This is a genomic window from Microseira wollei NIES-4236 (assembly GCF_020521235.1).
Classification (GTDB): Bacteria; Cyanobacteriota; Cyanobacteriia; order Cyanobacteriales; family Aerosakkonemataceae; genus Microseira; species Microseira wollei.
Map to the genome: position 1 here is coordinate 1 of NZ_BLAY01000548.1, position 501 is coordinate 501.

1 protein-coding gene is annotated in these 501 nt (G+C 55.7%); it reads left to right on the forward strand.

What is annotated here, in order from left to right; genetic code table 11:
* The first annotated feature begins 23 nt into the window (after window positions 1–23).
* Window positions 24–341, forward strand: a complete 318-nt coding sequence (locus MiSe_RS49800; RefSeq protein WP_226595035.1) for a hypothetical protein — start codon at window positions 24–26, stop codon at window positions 339–341.
* Window positions 342–501: the final 160 nt, after the last annotated feature.

Consider the following 501-nt stretch of genomic DNA (forward strand, 5'->3'; position numbering starts at 1 on the left):
GCGGTTGACAAATTCTGCACCAGGTGATATGGCAGACGAAATGTAGGGGCACGGCGGCGGCAATCTGGGGCATCAACCAACAGATTACGGTTGCCGTGCCCCTACCCCAGGACGGCGGCGGCAATCTGGGGCATCAACCAAAAGATTACGGTTGCCCTGCCCCTACCCCAGGACGGCGGCGGCAATCTGGGGCATCAACCAACAGATTACGGTTGCCCTGCCCCTACCCCAGGACGGCGGCAGCAATCTTGGGCATCAACCAACAGATTACGGTTGCCCTGCCCCTACTTCATCCACCTGTTGTCACCATCTCGTTGGCGGTCGGGGCACGGCAATCATAAAATTTTCACTGGGAAATTATATTTCGGATGCCATGCCCCTACGAATGCACCTGTTGTCACCATCTCGTTGGCGGTCGGGGCACGGCAATCATAAAATTTTCACTGGGAAATTATATTTCGGATGCCCTGCCCCTACGAATGCACCTGTTGTCACCATCTC